The sequence below is a fragment of the Plantactinospora sp. DSM 117369 genome (assembly GCF_053764795.1).
The window spans coordinates 1188789-1207000 of sequence record NZ_CM132446.1; the positions used below are offsets into that span (position 1 = coordinate 1188789).

Annotated in this window: 15 protein-coding genes and 2 tRNA genes; 11 read left to right on the forward strand and 6 right to left on the reverse strand. The window is 71.4% G+C overall.

Features of this window, described 5'->3' with window-relative positions:
* Positions 1 to 96: 96 nt before the first annotated feature.
* Complete coding sequence (locus ACSMXO_RS05470) at positions 97 to 1218, reverse strand: hypothetical protein (protein ID WP_346262052.1); 1122 nt, start codon at positions 1216 to 1218, stop codon at positions 97 to 99.
* Positions 1219 to 1443: 225 nt separating this feature from the next.
* Positions 1444 to 1611, reverse strand: coding sequence for a DUF5679 domain-containing protein (locus ACSMXO_RS05475; protein WP_165436864.1), 168 nt, complete (start codon positions 1609 to 1611; stop codon positions 1444 to 1446).
* Positions 1612 to 2126: 515 nt separating this feature from the next.
* Between ACSMXO_RS05475 and ACSMXO_RS05480 the strand changes: the two genes are divergently transcribed.
* Both ACSMXO_RS05480 and ACSMXO_RS05485 read left to right on the forward strand, forming a co-directional pair.
* The gene (locus tag ACSMXO_RS05480) at positions 2127 to 2657 is read left to right on the forward strand and encodes a M48 metallopeptidase family protein (protein WP_346262051.1); all 531 of its coding nucleotides are present in this window, start codon (positions 2127 to 2129) and stop codon (positions 2655 to 2657) included.
* Positions 2658 to 2715: 58 nt separating this feature from the next.
* Entirely contained in the window at positions 2716 to 3315 is a 600-nt protein-coding gene (locus tag ACSMXO_RS05485) for a hypothetical protein (protein ID WP_455416915.1), read from the forward strand.
* Between the two features lie 85 nt (positions 3316 to 3400).
* Here the strand turns inward: ACSMXO_RS05485 and ACSMXO_RS05490 are convergent, their stop codons facing one another.
* The gene (locus tag ACSMXO_RS05490) at positions 3401 to 4612 is read right to left on the reverse strand and encodes a zinc-dependent metalloprotease (protein WP_346262107.1); all 1212 of its coding nucleotides are present in this window, start codon (positions 4610 to 4612) and stop codon (positions 3401 to 3403) included.
* A 183-nt stretch (positions 4613 to 4795) separates the two neighbouring features.
* Here ACSMXO_RS05490 and ACSMXO_RS05495 point away from each other — a divergent pair, with 183 nt between their 5' ends.
* From ACSMXO_RS05495 to ACSMXO_RS05530, 8 genes are all read left to right on the forward strand, one after another.
* Entirely contained in the window at positions 4796 to 5812 is a 1017-nt protein-coding gene (locus tag ACSMXO_RS05495) for a YlbL family protein (RefSeq protein ID WP_346262049.1), read from the forward strand.
* A gap of 187 nt (positions 5813 to 5999) precedes the next feature.
* The gene (locus tag ACSMXO_RS05500; protein WP_455416916.1) at positions 6000 to 9032 is read left to right on the forward strand and encodes a UPF0182 family membrane protein; all 3033 of its coding nucleotides are present in this window, start codon (positions 6000 to 6002) and stop codon (positions 9030 to 9032) included.
* A gap of 105 nt (positions 9033 to 9137) precedes the next feature.
* Positions 9138 to 9214: transfer RNA gene (locus tag ACSMXO_RS05505), tRNA-Met, on the forward strand.
* Positions 9215 to 9389: 175 nt separating this feature from the next.
* A tRNA-Met gene (locus ACSMXO_RS05510) sits at positions 9390 to 9466 on the forward strand.
* Positions 9467 to 9820: 354 nt separating this feature from the next.
* Entirely contained in the window at positions 9821 to 10777 is a 957-nt protein-coding gene (gene sigJ / locus ACSMXO_RS05515) for an RNA polymerase sigma factor SigJ (RefSeq protein WP_455416917.1), read from the forward strand.
* A gap of 85 nt (positions 10778 to 10862) precedes the next feature.
* Positions 10863 to 12056: an NAD(P)/FAD-dependent oxidoreductase gene (locus tag ACSMXO_RS05520; protein WP_455416918.1), complete on the forward strand. Its 1194-nt coding sequence runs from the start codon at positions 10863 to 10865 to the stop codon at positions 12054 to 12056.
* A gap of 277 nt (positions 12057 to 12333) precedes the next feature.
* Positions 12334 to 12828, forward strand: a complete 495-nt coding sequence (locus ACSMXO_RS05525) for an anthrone oxygenase family protein (protein WP_455416919.1) — start codon at positions 12334 to 12336, stop codon at positions 12826 to 12828.
* Positions 12829 to 12911: 83 nt separating this feature from the next.
* Positions 12912 to 13163, forward strand: a complete 252-nt coding sequence (locus ACSMXO_RS05530) for a hypothetical protein (RefSeq protein ID WP_346261701.1) — start codon at positions 12912 to 12914, stop codon at positions 13161 to 13163.
* A gap of 73 nt (positions 13164 to 13236) precedes the next feature.
* Here the strand turns inward: ACSMXO_RS05530 and ACSMXO_RS05535 are convergent, their stop codons facing one another.
* The gene (locus ACSMXO_RS05535) at positions 13237 to 14535 is read right to left on the reverse strand and encodes an ABC transporter substrate-binding protein (RefSeq protein ID WP_455416920.1); all 1299 of its coding nucleotides are present in this window, start codon (positions 14533 to 14535) and stop codon (positions 13237 to 13239) included.
* A gap of 225 nt (positions 14536 to 14760) precedes the next feature.
* Between ACSMXO_RS05535 and ACSMXO_RS05540 the strand changes: the two genes are divergently transcribed.
* Entirely contained in the window at positions 14761 to 15591 is an 831-nt protein-coding gene (locus ACSMXO_RS05540; protein ID WP_346261699.1) for a phosphoribosylaminoimidazolesuccinocarboxamide synthase, read from the forward strand.
* Here the strand turns inward: ACSMXO_RS05540 and ACSMXO_RS05545 are convergent.
* Together ACSMXO_RS05545 and ACSMXO_RS05550 are read right to left on the reverse strand one after the other, a co-directional pair.
* Positions 15572 to 16723, reverse strand: a complete 1152-nt coding sequence (locus ACSMXO_RS05545) for a glycosyltransferase (protein ID WP_346261698.1) — start codon at positions 16721 to 16723, stop codon at positions 15572 to 15574. The two genes, ACSMXO_RS05540 and ACSMXO_RS05545, sit on opposite strands and share 20 nt — an antisense overlap.
* Before the next feature lie 107 nt (positions 16724 to 16830).
* Complete coding sequence (locus tag ACSMXO_RS05550) at positions 16831 to 18003, reverse strand: glycosyltransferase family 4 protein (protein WP_455416921.1); 1173 nt, start codon at positions 18001 to 18003, stop codon at positions 16831 to 16833.
* Between the last annotated feature and the right edge of the window lie 209 nt (positions 18004 to 18212).

Below are 18212 nucleotides of genomic sequence, written 5' to 3' on the forward strand. Positions count from 1 at the left end.
TGCAGTTCCGCCCGGCTGGGCGGTTCCGCCGCTCCGGGAGCACCGCCGGTCTCCGCGGGCGGCGGACAACGTCGGGCGGTTCAGCCGGAGAGGGATTCAGTCGGGACCCGGGTCCGGGGATCCGGGTGGGGTTTCCGGAGCACGTGGGGCGCGACGGGGCGGCGTTCCGCGCCGACGCGCGGTGCAGCCACATGCCGGGTGCGGCGGCCAGGTGCGGCGGCGCAGCCGACCGGCACCGGTCACCTCGACCGCCCCGCCGACCGTCTCCGGGGTACCGCCGTCGAGGAAGGTGAGGACCTCGCCGACCGCGTAGCCGACCGCCGTGACCAGGGTCGCGGTGAGGCAGGGCTCCTGGCCGTCACCGCCGGCCAACTGGGCGGCGAGGCCGGGCCAGCCCGGGTCGCGGTCCTGCCGGTGCAGGTCGACGCAGTTCAGGCAGGGTGATCCGGCGGCCCGGACCAGCGGGCCGACGACCGGGACGCCGTCGCGCATGGTCAGCAGCAGGTGCGCCTGCCGGTGCTGGGCGTAGCCGGCGGCGAGCAGTCCGGCGGGGCGGTCCGCCCCGACCTGGACCACCAGGTCGGCACGACCGCGCCGGACGGGTCGGGTCGCGGTGCCGGGGGCGGCCCGGGCGATCGCGTCCGCGACGGCGGCGGCGCTCGGCCGGCGTACGTCGGTGGCCAGCAGCCCGCTGCCGGTGGTGTCCGCCGGCCGGACCCGGCCCCGCAGGTCCGGGTGCACCTGTCCGACGCCGGCCTGGGCCAGGGTCACCGCCACCGGGGCGGCGAGCCGGCCCAGACCGGTCACCACGATCCGGGCCGCGGCCCGCCGCCGGAGCAGTTGGGCGGGGGTGCCGGGCGAGTCCCGGCCGTGCAGGGCGAGCGCCGCCGCCTCGGCGGAGAGTCGCTGCCGGGCCGGCTCGGGTAGGTCGGTGGGGAGCAGGGTGTGCGCGGCGACCACCAGGCCGGCGGCGCGCAGGGTGTCGATCAGGGTACGGGCGTCGTCGCGGGACACGTTGATCGTGACGGCGTGGTCCAGGACGGCACGCTCGCTGCGGCTGCCGTCGAGCAGGTCGAGCAGCCGGGCGGCGGCCGGATTGGCGACCTCGAGCAGGACCGCGCGACGGGGGTCGAGGCCGAGTTGCAGGGTGTGCCGGTCACGCCAGAGTCGGGCGAGGCCGGGCAGCAGGGTGGGGCGGGGCAGCACGGTTCTGGTCATGGGGCAACACGCTGTCACCGCCCGGGTGCGGGCAGGCGGCGGTTGTCCACAGCGGGTGGACGCTGTGCACTGCCCTATCCACAGGATCTGGGGTGTTATCCACAACCCACGGGTAACTTTTGTCGCCGCGCGGACATCACAGCGGGTGTCCGCAGCGCGACAGTGAAAGCGGGAAGGGGTGGCGTCAGGCCACCCCTTCCCGCAGTTCCGCGTACTTCTCGATGATCAGACCTTGGCCTTGCCGAGGATCCGGTTGACGGTCGTGCCACAGACCGGGCACTTGCCCTTGGCCATGTTCATGCCCGTCTTGGAAACCTCGACGTTGCCCTCGAAGTCACGCTTTTCCTTGCACTTCACGCAGTACCCGTTGTAGGTCTGGGCCTTCTCGGCCACGGTGCCCTCCTCGTCTCATCCGCCGGCTCTCGCGAGCCTGACGTGCGCCCGGCGGCGGGCGGCCACGTAGGCGCCAGCGCTGGGGTTTCTCCGCGGTCACCGATGTGACCGCCGGTCCGCGGACCCTACCCAGTTCTGGGCAGTTCCATGTCAGCGATCTGTCGACACTGTGAGGAAGCCGACGCCCAGAGTGTGCATGCCGGAATAGGTCGGATAAGTCAGTTTCGCAGGGACACGCCGGATGAACCGCGTCAGATCGCTGATCGGGGGGTGCCTGGCGGGACCGGGGGATGATCGTTTACCGTTGCCTCCGGCGCTCGGCCGTACGCCTCCGCAGAGCCCGGAACCGGCTGATCATGGGTACGCAGACGATCACCGCAATGAATTTTTTCCGGACGGTTCACCGCCAACTGGTATTTTTCCGGCGGCTATCTGCGGGTTGACTCTTGCGGTGACCTGGTCAGTACGCATTAGTTTTCCATCGTGAACGAAACCCGGGGCTGCGCGGGCCGCTAATGGCGGGGTTGCGGAAGCCGGTCGTCGAGGTACGGCGCAGTCAGCGTCGGCGCCGGACGGTGTCCGCGTACCGGGACGGCGAGCGGGTCGTGGTGCTGATCCCCGACCAGTTCTCCCGCGCCGAGGAGACCGAGTGGGTGGACCGGATGCTCGCCCGGCTCGCGGCCCGGGAGGAGCGGCTCGGACGTTCCGACGAGGAGTTGCTGCTCCGGTCCCGCCGGCTGATCGACCGCTACCTGAGCGAGCACGGCCGGATGGCGGTACCGGCCAGCGTCCGGTGGGTGACGAACCAGAACGGCCGGTGGGGCTCCTGCACCCCGGCCGACCGGACGATCCGGATCTCGCACCGGATCCAGGAGATGCCGGACTGGGTGATCGACTACGTGCTGCTGCACGAGCTGACCCACCTCGTCGTGCCCAGTCACAACGCGCGGTTCTGGGAACTGGTCGGGCGCTATCCGAAGACGGAACGGGCCCGGGGCTACCTGGAGGGCGTCGCGGCGACCGCCGGGATCGTCCTGCCGGACTGAGCCCGTACCGGTGCGGCCGCGCGGGGTGCCGGGCCCGGCAGGTCGGTAAGGTCGGCGGGTGACCCGCCGTCTGATCGTGGTGATGCTCGGCCCCGTCGCCTGGTCGCCGCCCGGGACCGATCCGGCCCGCTGGCGGGCCGCGCTCGCCGAGGACGTGGTCGACCTGGTTGCCACCCTGGCCGAGGTGGAGCCGGCGATCGCCACCACCGCGCCCGACCGCCCGCTGGCCGAGGCCGTCGCCTGGCCCGGCATGCCGGTGTACGACCTGCCGGCCAACCGGGTCGGTGCCGCGCTGGACGCGGCGGCCCGGGACGGCTACGACCAGGCCGCCGTGCTGGTCGCCGACGCGCCCGACGTGCCCGGCCTGATCCTCGGCAAGCTGCTCCGCCCGCTGACCAGCCGTCGGATCGCGGTCGCCCCGGCGACGAATCCCGGTCCCGGGCTGCTCGGCCTGGCGGCCCGGCTACCCGTGCCGGACTGGCTGCCGGAACTCGACCTGGATACCGCCGAGGTCGACCAGGTGCGTGCCGCCGCGCCGCGACCGGCCGAGGTGGCGGTGGCCCCGGGCTGGCGCCGGCTCCGTACCCCGGCCGACCTCGCGACCCTCGATCCTGCGGTCGAGGGCTGGGACACCACCCGGGTGCTGCTCGGCGGCTGACCTCACCCCCGAAGGCGTGGGCCAGCCACGTCTCACGCCCCGAGGGCCGCGTGGGTCAGTCACTCCTCGCGCCCTGGAGCGTCGGTCACTCCGGGTCGCGCCGCTCCGAGCCTGGATCGGGTTCACCGGAGTCGCCCTCGGATTCCGGTGTGCCGAAGTCGAAGTCGTCCAGGTCGCCGAGGTCGAGTTGGGACCGGGCGAAGGTGTCCGGGTCGGCGAAGTCCTCCTCGGCGGGGAGCAGGTCCGGGTGTCCCCAGAGCGCGTCCCGGCCGGCGATGCCCCGGTGCTCGCTGAGCGCCGCCCAGAGCGCGGCGGCCTCCCGCAGCCGGCGGGGTCGCAGCTCCAGTCCGACCAGCGCGGCGAAGGTCTGCTCGGCCGGACCACCGGCGGCCCGGCGCCGGCGGAACGCCTCGGCGAGCCGGTTCACGTTCGGCAGCCGCTCGGCGGCGGCGGTGTCGACGACGTGGCACACCCAGCCCTCGACCAGGGCGAGCGTGGTCTCCAGCCGAGCCAGCGAGGCCTTCTGCGCCGGAGTGTCCTCCGGGGTGAAGATGCCCTCCACGGAGAGCGCCTGCACCGACTCCGGATTCATCGGGTCGAGCCGGCCCATCGCCTCCTCGATCGCCTCCCGGTTCACCGTGATGCCGGTGGCGTACATCTCGACGGTGGTCAGGACGTGGCCGCGCAGCCACGGTACGTGCTGGAAGAGTCGCTGGTGGGCGGCCTCGCGCAGGGCGACGTAGAGGCGTACCTCGTCCTCGGGGAGTTCGAGGCCCTCGCCGTACGCCCGGATGTTTGCCGGCAGCAGCGCGGCCGTGCCGGCCGGGCCGAGCGGCAGGCCGATGTCGCCGGCCGAGAGCACCTCGGCGGCGAGCGAGCCGAGCGCCTGCCCGAGCTGGCCGCCGAAGAGCGCCCCGCCCAGCGTGGTCAGCATCGACTGCATCGGGCCGAGCTGCGACCGGGCCTCCGGCGGCACCAGGTCGCCCATCGCGGCCACCATCCGCCCGGCCACCGGGTCGCAGAGCTTCTTCCAGACGTCCAGCGTCTTGTAGATCCACTCGTTCCGGTTCCACGCGACCGAGCTGCGGATCCCGGAGGGGTGTGCCGAGGTCGGATCGAGCCACAGGTCGGCCAGCCGGAGCGCCTCCTCCACGGCGTTGCGCTCGTACGGAGTCACGGCCGGATCGCCGGCCGAGGAGAGCTGGCTGGCCGCGACCTGGCGGGCCAGGTCCCAGTTGACCGGGCCGCTGCCCGGCGCGGCGAGCAGCTGCTGCAGCTGCGCCATGAACTGCTGCATCTGCTGCGGGTCGTTGGGGTCGGGCGGCTGGCCACCCGGCAGGGCGAAGCCGAACGGAATATCAGGCACCCGTCCACGGTACGCGCGCCAGGGGGTGCGCCGCCCGCCCAGGTGTCACGCCGAGGGCGAACCTGGGGGTTCACTGACCGGCCCGGAGGTGCCTTCTGGGTACGCTTGGCGGCCATGAGACGTCGCGGTGTCACGGTTCTGCTCGGCGCGGTGATCACCGCCCTGCTCAGTGTCGGCGTGCTCGCCGCCCCGATCCCGTACGTCGTGCTCGGTCCAGGGCCGACGGTGGACACGCTGGGCCGGCAGGACGACAAAGAGGTGATCCAGGTTTCCGGCCGGGAGACCTCGACGTCGGCCGGACAACTCCGGCTGACCACGGTCGGCGTGCAGCCCGACGTCAAGCTGCTCTCCGCGATCGCCGGCTGGTTCTCCTCCGACGAGGCCGTGGTGCCGTACGAGTTGATCTACCCGCCGGGGCAGACCCAGCAGCAGGTGGAGGAGCGCAACGCGGAGGACTTCGCCGCCTCGCAGACCAGCGCCGAGACCGCGGCGCTGCGCGAGCTCGGCTATCCGGTGCAGGTCGTGGTCAAGGCCGTCACCGCGGGTGCCCCGTCGGAGGGGATCCTCAAGGTGGGTGACGTGATCACCTCGGTCGACGACAAGCCGGTGGTGGTGGCGAGCAGCCTCACCGACCTGATCCGGGCCCGCCCGGCCGGCTCGGCGCTGAAGATCGGCTATACCCGGGACGGCAAGCAGGCCACCGCGACCATCGTCAGCGCCGCCACCGACAACAACCCGCCGCGGATCGGCGTGGAGATCGAGCAGCGGCAGCCGCACCCGTTCGAGCTGAAGATCGACCTGGGGGACATCGGCGGGCCGAGTGCCGGGCTGATGTTCGCACTCGGCATCATCGACAAGATCCGGACCGAGGACCTGACCGGCGGAAAGATCATCGCTGGCACCGGCACCATCAACGACCTGGGTGAGGTCGGCCCGATCGGTGGTATCCCACAGAAGCTGGTTGGCGCGAAGAAGGCGGGCGCGAAGTATTTCCTGGTACCGGCCGGCAACTGCGAGGAGGCCGTCCGCAACGCCCAGTCGGGGCTGCCGATGGCCCGGGTCGGGACCCTCGACGAGGCGCTGAGCGCACTGGAGACGATCAGCGCCGGGGGCGAGCCGCCGAAGTGCTGAATCGTCGCGCAGCGTCAGGGTCGGGCTACTGTCCGGCGCCGATGTGACCGCTCCGGCGACCGCGAGTCCCGCCCGGTTGACCGGTCGTTGCCGGCTGCCCCGACGGGGGACCGATCGGACTCAGGAATACCCCGTAGTCTAGGTGCTCTGATCAGAGCCGGTCATTGCCGAAGGTGCGGAGCCAACAGTGGTCATGCGTAGCAGCCCCCTACCAAGAATGAGTCGACGCGGTCGCGTCACGGTCGGCGTACTCCTCGGGGTGTTCCTGCTCCTCACCCTGCTCGGCTGGGGCGTGCAGGCGTGGACCGACTGGCTCTGGTTCGACGAGGTGCAGTACACCCGGGTCTTCAGCGGAGTGCTGGTCACCCGGATCCTGCTCTTCGTCGGGATCGGTCTGGCCATGGCCCTGCTGGTCGGCGGCAACATGTGGCTGGCCTACCGACTGCGGCCGGTGCTCCGGCCGAATTCGCCGGAGCAGGTGACCCTGGAACGTTACCGTTCGGTGCTGGCGCCCCGGATCGGCACCTGGCTGGTCGCGATCGGGGTGATCGTCGGACTCTTCGCCGGTCTCTCCGCACAGACCCGTTGGGGTCAGTGGATGCTATTCCGCAACTCGCAGAGCTTCGGCATCGAGGACCCGGAATTCAAGATCGATATCGGGTTCTACGTCTTCCAGTTCCCGTTCCTGCGCTATCTGCTCGGCGTCGGCTTCACCGCCGTGGTGCTGGCCGTGATCGGCTCGCTGGCGATGCACTACATCTTCGGCGGGGTCCGGCTACAGGGCGTCGGCGACCGGATGACCAGCGCCGCCCGGGCCCACCTGACCACGCTGGTCGCGGTCTTCGTGCTGCTCAAGGCGCTGGCGTACGTGCTCGACCGGCGGGCGATGCTGCTGGAGTTCAACGAGGGCGTCAACCTGTACGGCGCCGGCTACGCCGACATCAACGCGCTGCTGCCGGCCAAGGAGATCCTGGCGTACATCTCGGTGGTGGTCGCGCTGGCGATCATCCTCTTCTCCAACGCCTTCATCCGGAACCTGGTCTGGCCCGGCATCTCGCTCGCCCTGCTCGGCATCTCGGCCGTGGCGATCGGCGGCATCTACCCGTGGGCGGTGCAGACCTTCGAGGTCAAGCCGAGTGTCAAGGACAAGGAAGCCGCGTACATCGAGCGGAGCATCACGGCCACCCGGGACTCGTTCGGGCTCGCCAACACCGTGATGGCGCCGTACAACGCGGCGAACCTGAAGCCGCCGGAGTCGCTGGCCACCGACACCTCGGTGGTGCCGAACATCCGGCTGCTGGACCCGCAACTGGTCTCCGAGACCTACACCCAGCTCCAGCAGGTGCGCGGCTTCTACGACTTCGGCCCGAAGCTCGACATCGACCGTTACCAGGTCAACGGCGAGACCCAGGACTACGTCGTCGGGATGCGGGAGATCAACTACCTGGAGCTGACCGACCAGCAGAGCAACTGGATCAACCGGCACACCGTCTTCACCCACGGGTACGGCCTGGTTGGCGCGCCCGCCAACCAGGTGGTCTGCGGCGGGCAGCCGTACTTCGTCTCCGGCTTCCTCGGTGAGCGCGCCGAGGAGGCGTGCTCCTCGTCGACCGAGACGATCCCGGCCACCCAGCCGCGGATCTACTACGGCGAGCAGATGGACGGCAGCGACTACGCGATCGTCGGGCAGACCGAGGGGAACAACCCGGTCGAGTTCGACCGGCCGACCGGCCGGGACGGTGGCGAGCAGTACTACACCTACACCGGCTCGGGCGGGGTCGAGATCGGCTCCTTCGGGCGCCGGCTGCTCTACGCGATCAAGGAGCAGGAGCCGAACTTCGTGCTCTCCGGCGCGATCAACGACAACTCCAAGCTGCTCTACGTGCGTAACCCCCGGGAGCGGGTGGAGAAGGTCGCGCCGTTCCTCACCCTGGACGGCGACCCCTACCCGGCGGTGGTCGGCGGGCGGATCCAGTGGATCATCGACGGCTACACCACGGCGGCCACCTACCCGTACGCGGAGCAGGTGAATCTCCAGGAGCAGACCGCCGACGAGCTGACCGGGCTGGGCACCTTCGAACTCGCCCGGGAGGACGTCAACTACATCCGGAACTCGGTGAAGGCGACCGTCGACGCGTACGACGGCACGGTGAACCTCTACGAGTACGACGAGACCGACCCGGTGCTGAAGGCCTGGAACAAGGCGTTCGGCGGCGACCTGGTGAAGCCGAAGTCGGAGATCCCGGCCGACCTGGCGGCACACTTCCGCTACCCGGCCGACCTGTTCAAGGTGCAGCGCAACCTGCTGGCGAAGTTCCACGTCACGGACCCGTCCGAGTTCTTCTCCGGGCAGGACTTCTGGGAGGTGCCGAACGCGCCGGACGCGCCGGACTCCGGTGAGAAGCAGCCGCCGTACTACCTCTACACCCAGTTGCCGGGGCAGGAGGCGCCACGCTTCCAGCTCACCTCGGCGGTCACCCCGGCCGGCCGGCAGAATCTCGCCGCGCTGATCAGCGGGTCGTACCTGAACGGCCAGCCCCGGTTGGAGGTGCTGGAACTGCCCGACCAGACGGCGGTCTCCGGGCCGGTCCAGGTGCACCAGAAGATGACCAACAACGCCAACATCCGGCAGGAACTCAACCTGCTCTCCTCGAACCAGGCCCAGGTGCAGTACGGCAACCTGCTCTCGCTGCCCTTCGGTGACGGCATGCTCTATGTCGAGCCGGTCTACGTGAAGAGCAACCAGACGAACGCCTATCCGCTGCTGCAACGGGTGCTGATCTCGTACGGCGACGGCGGCCAGTACGTCGTGCTGGCGAACAGCCTCGAAGAGGGCATCAAACAGCTCGTCGAGCAGGGCAAGAAGGCCGCCCCGACGACGCCGACACCACCACCGCCACCGACCGACGGCGGCACGAACCCGACGCCCAGCCCGACGGCACCACCGGCGGACACCAATCCGCAGCTCACTCCGGAACTGGCCGCCGCGGCGAGCAAGGTGCAGGCCGCGATCGTCGAGGTGAAGGCCGCCCAGACCGCCGGTGACTTCGAGCGGTACGGGCGCGCGCTGAAGGCGCTCGACGACGCGATGACCGAGTTCCAGAACGCCCAGCGGGCGGCGACCGGCAACCGGGCACCGGGCGGGTCTCCGGCCCCGGCCGGCTCACCGGGGGCGAGCGGCGGCACACCCAGCCCGCCACCGGCGTCTCCGAGCGGCTGACCAGGTCGTACGCGGCTTCCCGGCGGCGACGGTATGGTCGCCGCCGGGTAGTTCGCCCCCTGTTTTGCGGGGCGTGGGCGGTGTGCGCTAGTGTTAACGAGCCGACGCGGGGTGGAGCAGCTCGGTAGCTCGCTGGGCTCATAACCCAGAGGTCGCAGGTTCAAATCCTGTCCCCGCTACCACAGAACCATCAGTTAGAACCCGGTTCCCGACTATGGGGCCGGGTTCTTGCTTTTCCGAATGTTCTTTCCCTCCGACGCGCGGCGCTCCGGGATTGCGACATCTCGGAGGGCGGCGCCGACCGAGGGCTTTTCAAGTTGGAGTTGAGCCGCAGTTGGGCTAGGGTTCATCCGGCGACGCGGGGTGGAGCAGCTCGGTAGCTCGCTGGGCTCATAACCCAGAGGCCGCAGGTTCAAATCCTGTCCCCGCTACCAGGGAAATCGGCCCCTCGGAGATCATCCGAGGGGCCGTTTCGCGTATGGGTGCAACCAGAAACGTAACCGGCGCTGGTGTAGCTGTCCGTCGGATCAGGCCGCGTCTGTGTCGTCCGGTCGGGCAATGGCGCTGTCGAGGCATACCTGGCCGCGATGACGGAGCTGAGCGTGATACCACCGAGTCATCGTGATGACATGGTGGTATCACGCGGTCCGGGGTTGGTGGACGGGCGCGATCGGCCCGAGTGTCTGCACCGGCAAGCGCCCTGATCGGAGCGGACGGCCTGCGCTGCGAATCAGCAGCGGAGGCAGCTCGCGTTGACGCGGCGTGCCGGCGTGCTTAACTGTTGAGCGATGACGCTGAGCTCGCGCGAGGTTGATCTGTTCGAGCGCTCCAGGGGCCGCTTGGAGGCGATCGCCTACCGCCTGCTGGGCTCGGCGGCCGACGCCGAGGACGCGGTCCAGGACACGTTTCTGCGTTGGCAGGCGGCCGATCGGGAACACATCGAAACGCCCGAGGCGTGGCTGACGAAGGTACTCACCAACGTGTGCCTCAACCAGCTCACGTCGGCGCGGACCAGGCGCGAGACGTATGTCGGGCAGTGGCTACCGGAGCCGGTTCTCGCCGGAGACCGGATGCTCGGTCCGGCCGAGACCGCCGAGCAGCGTGAGCTGGTCTCGATCGCGGTGCTCACCCTCATGGAGCGGCTGTCGGCCAACGAGCGCGTGGTGTACGTGCTGCGCGAGGCATTCGGCTATTCGCACGGCGAGATCGCCCAGATCCTCGACATCACCGAGACGAACTGCCAGCAGATCTACCGGCGGGCCAAGCAACACGTCGCCACCGACCGGACGCGCGTGGAGATCGACGCTGCCGCCGCAGGAAAGATCGTCGAGGAGTTCCTCGCTGCGGCCCGGAGCGGCGACACCGAGCCACTGGTCAGGCTGCTGACCGACGACGCGCTGAGCATCGCCGACGGCGGCGGCCGGGTCCCGGCCCGTGGCACGCCGATCATCGGCGCGCTCGGTATCGCGCGATTCCTGCGGGGCGTGTTCACCCCGACCGACGCCAAGCGGGCGATCTTCCGGAGCATCGTCGGCGGCAGCTTCGCCATGTACGGCGCCGTCGTCAACGGCGGCCCCGCGGTGCTGGTGGTGGCCGGTGACCGGGTGGTCGGTGTGATGGCGCTCGACCTGACGCCCGACGGCGTGGCTGCCATCCATACCCAGGCCAACCCCGACAAGCTGGAACGCATCACGCGGCACTGGGCCGCATCCGAGCACGGGGAGCCACTCGCCACCGACTGGTGACCCAGGTTACAAGCAACTCCTGTCAGGGATCGCGGCGCTGTCCGGTTCAGGAAGCGAGCAGGCCACACCAGACAGGAGGCGGAACATGAAGCACCGCATCGTCGTCCTCGGGGCCGGATATGCCGGAGCCCACGCCGCCGGGCGTCTCGCCCGGCGACTGCACTCCGACGACACCGAGATCACCCTGGTCAACGCCGAACCGGAGTTCGTCGAGCGGATCCGGATGCACCAGCTCGCGGCCGGGCAGGACCTGCGGCGCCGGCCATTGCGGGACGTCTACGCGGGTACGGGTGTCGCGGTGCGACCGGCGTGGGTCACCGCCGTCGATGTCGACCGCAAGACCGTCGATCTCGTCGACCAGCACGGCGCCGACGGGATCGGGTACGACACCCTGGTTTACGCCCTCGGCAGTACCGCCGCCGACGACAGTGTTCCCGGGGCCGCCGAGCACGCCTACCACGTCTCCGGCGAACAGGGTGCGCTGCGGCTGCGCGAGCGGCTGCACGACCTCGCCGCGGGCGGGACCGTGCTGGTGGTCGGCGGTGGCCTTACCGGCATCGAGGCAGCCACCGAGATCGCCGAGAGCAGGCCGGACCTCGACGTCGCGATCGCCGCCCGCGGTGGCGTCGGCGACTGGCTGAGTGACAAGGCCCGGCGACACCTGCGCACGGTTTTCGACCGGCTCGGCATCACCGTCCACGAGCACACCGACATCACGCGCGTGGACGAGACCGGCGTACTCACCGGCGCCGCCGGGCGGATCCCGGCCCAGGTGACCGTGTGGACAGCGGGCTTCGCCACGCACCCGATCGCCGCCGCCACCACCCTGGAGGTCGCCGCCACCGGGCAGATCGTCGTCGACGGCACCATGCGCTCGGTCTCGCATCCCGACGTCTACGCCGTCGGCGACGCCGGGATCGCCCAGGGAGCGGGCGGCAAGCCACTGCGGATGTCCTGTGCCTCGGGGATCCCGATGGCCTGGCAGGCCGCCGACGCCATCGCCGCGCGCCTGACCGGTCGGCAGGTTCCGGAGAAGACGATCGGCTACTTCCTGCAGTGCATCAGCCTCGGCCGCCGCGACGGCATCATCCAGTTCGTGACCCCCGACGACCAGGCCAAGCCGTCCGCCATCACAGGCCGGCCGGCCGCCCGGATCAAGGAGTTCGTCTGCGCGGGCGCGGCCTGGAGCATCGCCCACCCGACGGTCATGGTGCCGACCCGCCGTCGTCATGTCAGCGCGACCGTCGAGACCGAGGTACTCCCGGTAACTGCCCGCTGAGCCACCCTGCTCGGATCGGGCGTCTTCCCCGGCCCTCCAGCGATCATCTGGAGGGCCGGCGCCGAACGCGCCGACTCGCCGAGCGGCGCGATGCCGGCCCGGTCCGGCCGGGCACGTCGCCGGGCGGTTGAGCCGGCTGGCGGACGGTTGGCCGGGCGATGACCGTAAATTGAAAGGGTCGCCTGTTCTGCTCTTCCCACACGTCCGGCCAGCGGGGAGGGGTGCGGTGCTGGGACCACCACCGGGGACGCCGGCGGAACCGACGGGAGGCGGGCGAATGTTGACCGGGCTGGTGCTGGGGGCCGCCGCGATGACCGCCGGGCTGGTGGCCGGGGTGTTCATCCTGTACGCACACACGATCATGCCCGGGCTGGGCCGCACCGACGACCGTACGTTCGTGGGCGCGTTCCAGGCCGTCGATCGGGCGATCATCAACCCGTGGTTCATGTCCTGCTTCTTCGGGGCGCTGGTCCTCACCGGTGTCTCCGCCGCCCTGCACCTGCGGGCGGACGGGCACGGCGGGCTGCCGTGGATCGCCGTCGCGTTCCTGCTCTACCTGATGGTGGTCGTGATCACGCTGACGGTGAACGTACCGCTGAACGACGCGATCAAGGCAGCCGGCGACCCGGACCGGATCGCCGACCTCGCCCGGGTACGCCGGGACTTCGGCGAGGCGAGGTGGCGGGCGTGGAACCTGGTCCGCGTCGTACTCAGCTCCACGGCGTTCGGCTGCCTGCTCGTCGCGCTCGTCATGTACGGCCGTCGGCGCTGATTCCCCGGCATCCCGGCGAGCGGGCGTCCCGATGATTGGCCGCGTTGCCGGCGGGACTTGCGAGTAGCCCCGAGGATGTAGCCATGGAGATTTTCCGGAACTGGTGGGTCCGCCTGACCGCAGTGCTCGGTACGGCGGCGTTGACAGTGTTCGTACCGGCCGTGGCCTGGGCGTCGAGCGGGCCCGGCGAGATGGTACTGGAGGCGGCCCGGGGGCGCCGGGCCCGGGGCAGCTTCGGGATCTGGGGGCTGGTCTGCTGCCTGATCGTGGTCGGCGTGATCGTCGCCGTCCTGGTCGTCGTGATGCGCAACCGCAGGTCAGGGGGGAAGGGCTGAGCAGCCCAATCGGGTGACCCGACCTGGCGCTCCGGCTGCTCGTCGATCGCCGGGCGGGTCCCTTCCCGGCGGCTCAGCTGGTCAGCGCGGCGTTCGCCTGGCTGATGAAGGACGCCGCGGCCGTACGCGGGGAAGCCCTGCCGAACTGGACGTTCTCGGCCGCCTGGATCAGCAGTTGCTTGACCGTGGCGTGCCCCTTCGGCGGCGGCACCGGAGCCGGTCCGAACTTCTCCGTCATGGTGGTCTCGAAGGCGACCGACTGCTTCATGCTCTCGTCGGTCAGCGACGCCTCCACGGCCCGCCGTACGTCCAGGTTGGCGCTCAGCCCTCGCTCGGTGCCGAGGATCTCGCCGGCCACGGCGTCGTTGACCAGGAAGTCGATGACGTGCACGACGGTCTCCGGATGGCGGGTACCCCGGAAGGCGGCCCAGTAGAGCGAGGCCCGGGCCCACTGCGCGGCCGGCTTGCCGGGATAGCTGACCACCTTGAGCCGGTCCTTGGTGAGCTTCTGCAATTCGGGGAGCTGGTTGGACCAGACGAACGAGGTCGCCGCCTGTCCGGTGGCCACCAGTTGCTTGGTCACGTCACCGCTGTTCGCCGGCTGGGTCACCTGGGCCGGCGGGGCCGCCCCGCGCTCCCGGGCATCCGCCCACAGCTCGAACCAGCGGGCCAGGTCGCTCTCGGTGAAGCCCACCTGCCGGCCCCGGTAGAGTTCCTTGCCCTGGGAGCGCAGCCAGACCCAGAGCGCCTTGTAGTCCGCGGACGGGTCCATGGTGCCGTAGACCTCGCCGTCGGTGCGCTCGGTGATCCGCTCGGCCCACTCCAGATAGTCCTCGTAGGACATCCCGATCTGCGGTTCCGGCAGGTCGTGCCGGTCGAGCAGGCTCTTGTTGTAGATCAGGCCGGGGGTGTTCTCCGCCGCCGCGGCGGCGACCGTACGGCCGGTCACCTGGCTGGACTGGGCGAGACCGGTGGGCAGCTTCCGCATGTCCAGCACGTCGGCCCGGACGTAGTCGGTCAGGTCCAGCAGGATCTTCCGCTGCGCGTACTCGGTGAGGTAGTTGTCGTCGATCTGGAAGATGTCCGGGGCGTTCCCGGCGGCGGCCTCGGTGGAGAGCCGGTCGAAGTAGCCGGCGTTGCCCTGGTAGGTGAACTTGAACGTGACGTCCGGATAGCGCTTGGTGTAGATCGCCAGCGCCTGCTTGGTCAGCTCGGCCCGGCGGTCGCCGCCCCACCAGAAGACGGAGAGTTCGACCTTGTCGTCCTGTGGTGCGGTGTTCTCGGCGGTGCAACCGGAGAGCGCGGTGACGACGACGAGCAGCGCGGCACCCAGACGCCGGCCGAGCCGGCCGGCCGGCGGTCTCTGGGCCACGGGGGAGGGGAGGGGAAGAGGCACGACAACTCCTGACGACACCGGGTCAGCTGTGACGGCAACCGGATCATTTACACAGCCGACCTCGGCGGGTGTCAACGCCCGTACGGGCAAGATCGTCCCAACCGCTGCCCGGAACGGCCCGGGTGTCGGGGTCGGGCCGGCGACCCGGGCCGACTCGGGCCGCACCCGGCCCGGCCCGGCGACCGTGATGTACTTGGGCACGTGGAACTGCTGCATTCGGGCAAGGTCAGGGACGTCTACGCCGACGGCGACGACCTGATCCTGGTCGCCTCCGACCGGGTGTCGGTCTACGACGTGGCGCTGCCGACCCCGATCCCGGACAAGGGCAAACTGCTCACCGCGCTGTCGCTCTGGTGGTTCGAGCAGCTCGCCGACCTGGTGCCCAACCACGTCATCTCGGCCACCGACGTGCCGGCCGAGTGGGCCGGGCGGGCGATCCGGGTCCGCCGGCTGGAGATGATCCCGGTCGAGTGCATCGCGCGGGGCTACCTGACCGGTTCCGGCATCAAGGAATACGACAAGACCGGCGCCGTCTGCGGCGTACCGCTGCCGCCGGGGCTGGTGGAGGCGTCGATCCTGCCCGAGCCGATCTTCACCCCGACCACCAAGGCACCGCAGGGCGAGCACGACGAGGCGATCACCTTCGCCGACGTGGTGGCCAAGGTCGGCGCCGAGACCGCCGAGCGGCTCCGCGAGGTCACCCTCGCGGTCTACCGGCGCGGCGCCGAGCTCGCCGCCGACCGGGGCATCCTGGTCGCCGACACCAAACTGGAACTCGGCTGGGCGCCGGACGGCACCATGGTGCTCGGCGACGAGGTGCTGACCTCCGACTCGTCCCGGTTCTGGCCGGCCGCCTCCTACCAGCCCGGCCGCGACCAGCTCTCCCTGAGCAAGCAGTTCGTCCGGGACTGGGCGGTCGGCACCGGCTGGGACAAGACCGGACCGGCCCCGGAGATGCCGCCGGAGGTCGTCGAGGCCGCCCGGGCCCGCTACGTCGAGGTGTACGAGCGGCTCACCGGCCGCCGCTGGTAGCCGGCACCTCGGCCGGCTGGACGCGTACCGGAAGGTCGTGTGCGGCCAGGAAGCCTGCCACCGCCGCCGACCACGGAAAGCGTTCGGCCTGCCGGCGGGCCGCCGCCCGGCGTTCCGGGCCCGGCCGGCCCGCCAGCTCCAGCACGGCGTCGGCGTAGCCCGGTCCCTCGCCCGGTGCGGCCAGCCCGGCCGGGCCGACCACCTCCGGCAGCGCGCTCTCCGCGCTCGCCACCACCGGGGTACCGCTGGCCAGCGCCTCCAGGGCGGCCAGGCCGAACGTCTCCACCGGCCCCGGCGCCAGCACCACGTCGGCGGTGGCGAGCAGCCGGGCCAGCAGGTCGCGGTCGGCGACGTAGCGCAGGAACCGGACCGGCAGGTCGTCCCGGGCGGCGGTCGCGCGCAGCCGCTCCCGGCGCGGGCCGTCGCCGACCACCACCAGCACCGCGGGTACGCCCCGGTCCCGCAACCCGGCCAGCGCGGCGAGGGACCGCTCGGGCCGCTTCTCCGGCGACAGCCGGCCGCAGTGCAGCAGGAGCAACTCGTCCGGCTCGGCGTAGCCGGCGCGCAGCCGGGGGTCGTACCGGTCCGGCCGGAAGTGGTCGAGGTCGACGCCGAGCGGTACCTGGCGGAGGTTGCCGGCGCCGATCCGCCGGAACTCCGCCGCCGCCCACGAGGTGGTGCAGACGATCTGGTCGTGCCCGGCGACGGTACGCAGGTTGAGCCGGTCGGCCACCCGGCGGAGCTGGCCACCGGGGAGCAGCCGGAGCAGCCCGTCGAGGCTCTCGTGCGACACCATCATGCTGCGTACGCCGTGTCGGCGGGCCCAGGCGCCGGTCCAGCGCAACGTCGTACGGTCGGAGATCTCCAGCCGGTCCGGGCGCAGCTCGCGCAGCAGCCGGGACAGCCGTACCCGGTCGACGATCACCCGGTAGCCGCCCATCCCGGGTACGGGCGGACTGGCCAGTGTGATCACCCGGCCCTGCTCGGTCTGCTCGTCGGTGTCGCGCCGGCCGGGCGTCACCAGCACCGGTTCGTGCCCGGCGGCGGCGTACCCGGCGCCGAGCTGGCGCAGTGCGGTACGCAGCCCGCCCGAACTCTCGGTGATGAAGTTGGCCAGCCGTACGATCCGCACGCCGTCTCCCTGCTCTGTCCGTCGGCGGCCCGAGGTTCCACACCGAAGAGATCGATCCGCTCGCCGCCCTGCCCGGAGGTCACCGGTTTCCCCGTCCAGAGGCCCGGTCACGCGGCCGCCTGCCGCAGCCGGACCAGCAGGCCCGGCCGGGGACTGCCCACCGCCGGCGCCTCGGCGAGTACCGCCGTGTAGTGCCCGATCAGCTCGTCACCGATCGCCGCCCAGGTACGCCCGCGCACCGCGGCGCGCCCCGCCCGGCCGTACTCCGCCCGGCGGTCCGGGTCGGCGACCAGCCCGGCGATCGCGGCGGTGAACGCGTCCGGATCGTCCGGCCGGACCAGGTGACCGGTCCGGCCGTCCCGCACCAGGTCGAGCGGCCCACCGGCGGCCGGGGCCACCACGGGCAGCCCGCTGGCCATCGCCTCCTGCACCGTCTGGCCGAACGTCTCGTACGGGCCGGTGTGCGCGAAGACGTCGAGGCTGGCGTAGATCCGGGCGAGCTGCCGGCCGTGCCGAGGGCCGACGAAGAGCGCCTGTGGCAGGGCGCGGCGAAGCGCCGGCCCGGCCGGACCGGCGCCGACCACCACCACCCGGACCCCGGGCAGCGTGCTCGCCCCGGCCAGCAGATCCACCCGCTTCTCCACGGCCAGCCGGCCCACGTAGCCGACCAGCACCTCCCCGCCGGGGGCGAGGGCACGGCGTAGCGCGGCGCTGCGCTGCTCCGGCCGGAACCGCTCGCTGTCCACGCCGCGCTGCCACAGCCAGATCCGCTGGATGCCGTGCTCGTCCAGCGCGCTCGCGGTGGCGCTGGACGGGGCCAGGGTGCGGTTCGCGCCGTTGTGCACCCGGCGCAGCCAGCGCCACGCCGCCGCCTCGGTCAGCCGTACCCGGTACGCCCGCGCGTACGCGGCGACGTCGGTCTGGTACACAGCCACCGAGGGCAGCCCCATCGCCCGGGCCACCGCGACGCCCCGGGCGCCGAGCACGAACGGGCTGGCCAGGTGCACCACCTCGGCGTCGTGGGCGCGCAGCGCCGCCGCCAGCTCCCGCCCGGGCAGGCCGAGCCGGAACTGCGGGTAGCCGGGCATGGGCACCGACGGCAGCCGTACCACCGGGTAGGGCAGCGCGTCGGTACCGTCCCGGGCGCCGGCCGCCGGCTGCGGTGCGATCACCAGGGGCCGGTGACCACGCCGTACCAGGTGCTCGGCGACCCGTACGACCGAGTTCGCCACCCCGTTGACATCCGGCGGAAAGGACTCCGTGACGATCGCGATCCGCATGCGCTCACCGTCGTGCAGGTCCCCACCGTCCAGGTCACGGCATCATGACCTGCCGGCGAACTGTCAGCGACGAAGCGTGGAGCCGGCTGCCGGGCGGCGGATCAGCTCGACCCCTCCGGGCTGCCGGCGCTGGCTCAGGGCTGGCCGGCTGCCGGCACGGCGGTGGGGAGCGGTGCGGCGCTGGAGACCGGTGCGGCGGTGGGCGACGG